Source organism: Acetanaerobacterium elongatum (assembly GCF_900103835.1).
Taxonomy (GTDB): Bacteria; Bacillota; Clostridia; order Oscillospirales; family Ruminococcaceae; genus Acetanaerobacterium; species Acetanaerobacterium elongatum.
On the sequence record NZ_FNID01000069.1, the window covers coordinates 1 to 2,141 of the forward strand.

General features: G+C 60.2%; 1 protein-coding gene. It reads right to left on the bottom strand.

All coding sequences use genetic code 11. From position 1 onward, the window contains the following. Positions 1 to 174: 174 nt before the first annotated feature. Positions 175 to 1,752 (bottom strand): PH domain-containing protein, encoded by a 1,578-nt coding sequence (locus BLR50_RS14195; protein WP_143008140.1) that lies wholly within the window; start codon positions 1,750 to 1,752, stop codon positions 175 to 177. Positions 1,753 to 2,141: the final 389 nt, after the last annotated feature.

Consider the following 2,141-nt stretch of genomic DNA (forward strand, 5'->3'; position numbering starts at 1 on the left):
CGCAGGCGGACATGCGCCGCCGGAGCAATACCGCTAAAAATGTCTGCGGTGAGCAGACATTTTTGCTTGGGGGTGTTCATGAGGGGGACGGCTGAAAAACCAAACCACTTGGTTTGGTGACGAACGAAGTCCCCCTTATGGAGCGTGTCGAGTTTCTCGACACGCTCAGGCAGGTCATAACGGCCTGCCTAGCTTTAATTCCCGCAGAACCTCCCTAAGCGGCAGGCCCTTTACGCGGTGGGTTTTGTGCGCCGCGCTGCCGCTTTCGGAATAGGTGTAGACAATTACATCGCACAGGCCGATTCGTTTTTGAAATAGGTTCTGGCCGATGACGACCATCGCGGCGCGGTTTGCGGGCACCACCACCGTATGCAGGATAAACCCCTTGGAGTAGCGAAGGGTGTAGGTGGCGCCGTCAAAGCACAGGCCGGCGGTGAAGAAGTCGGTAAGCTTTAAAAAGAAGTACCACAAGAGCGGCACCCACAGCGCAAGGCCGAAGAACCGCACCACATCGCGCCACACGGGGAACAGCCGCCAGCCTAGCCAGATAGCGGCAAGCAGGGCGGGAACAAGCAGCAGCGATTGAAGCAGGTAGGCAAGCCACGCGCGCTTATCCGGCTTTACGGTGCGGGCATGGGGGCGGATCTCGGGCAGCAGCAGCGTCATGGTGGCGGCAAGCTCTTTGCGCGAGGCGGAGGGGATGAGCGCCGCCACCTCGTTTTTGCCCTTGCCGTAGCCGATGGCCTGTATAAACACCATATACAGCCGCAGCAGCTTGGTCATCAGGCTTTGGCGGATATCCAGAAAGTTAATCTTGCTTATAAGGATGTTGTAGGTGCGGCGGGTGACAAGGCCGACGTTCACCTCCAGCGTGTGCTCGGAGCGCTCGATAAGAAATCGGATGAGGCTGAGCATATTGCGCACAAAGCCGATAAACCAGCCCGCCAGTATAATCAGCCCGGCCGCGGTGGCAACGGGGGGGATGCCTAAGGGCAGCCATGCCGAGAGCTGCGAAACGGCGGTGAGTACCGAGCCCTCCAGCTTCTGCCCCAAAACGGTGCCCGCGCGGTTAAGAAACGCCGAGGCGAGCAGCACCCCCGCAAACGAGTTGGATAAAAACGCGCTGAGCGCCGCAATATACATCGAGCGGGGGCGGAACACCCGCGTGGTTTTGCGGGGCGGCTCTTTGGCGGGCTGCCCGCCCGCAACAAGAGGAGAGGCTTCTGCGCCTTTGGGCAGCGGGGGCTTTAGGCCTTTGCTCGCACGGGCAGAGCAGGCGAGGGAGCGCATATACATCGCCTCTGCGGCATCGCGGCGGTAGGTGATAATCTCAAAGTCATAGCGGCTTGGGTTGCCGCCGCTGGTATCGGCACGCAGCACCGCCGCGCGCAGCGGAGCGAGCAGCCACGAGCGCTCTGAGGCGATGGTGCAGACGGCATAGAAGGGCAAAAAACCCTCCTGCCGAAGCAGCAGCCCCTTTTTAAAGTAAAGCCCCGTCTCGTCGAAGCGGTAGGTGAACAGCCGCCAGCGCACCGCCGCAATGCCGATAATCATCATAACGATGAGGATATCGAACCACGCGCCCTTCAGCCACGCGGCAAGGCCCCGGCCCCACAGGGCGAGCAGCGCGCCGCGCACAAACGGGATGATGAGCAGGTAGAGCACGCGCGAAAGGTTGGTGAGAATCATCAGCGGGTGGGCATGGCGATAGAGCGGGCCTGCCAAAAGAGTCACCATCCTTTCTAATATCATGGATTAGGGGTTCCTGCCGGGTTTGCAGGGGCGGACATCGGTCGCCCGCAGTATTTTTACAGCGCTCGGTTAGACCGCGGGCGCTTACTAAGCGCCCCTACAGCCCCGTTGTGGATTGGGTGATAAACCGCGGGGCATCGGGGACGCCGCCCCTACATCCCGCCGCAGAACGGCGAATATACGGGGGTAGCGGTTCGGGGGCGAAGCCCCCGAACGTTAAGCCCCCTCCCGCATGAAGTAATCTGCGGTAATAGGTGCCGGGGAGATGCGGGAGGGGGTTGGGGGTGGGCTACTAACAACTAAAGATTTAGTCGTTAGTAGAGAGCACCACAAAGCGAGAAAAATTAGGCATGGTAGCGCATTACCTGCGTAGGGAACGGTCTTGACCA

What these genes read in the sequence shown, in the direction of transcription:
- BLR50_RS14195 (WP_143008140.1), bottom strand. Translation starts at nt 1,752, where the DNA reads ATGATATTAGAAAGGATGGTGACTCTTTTGGCAGGCCCGCTCTATCGC.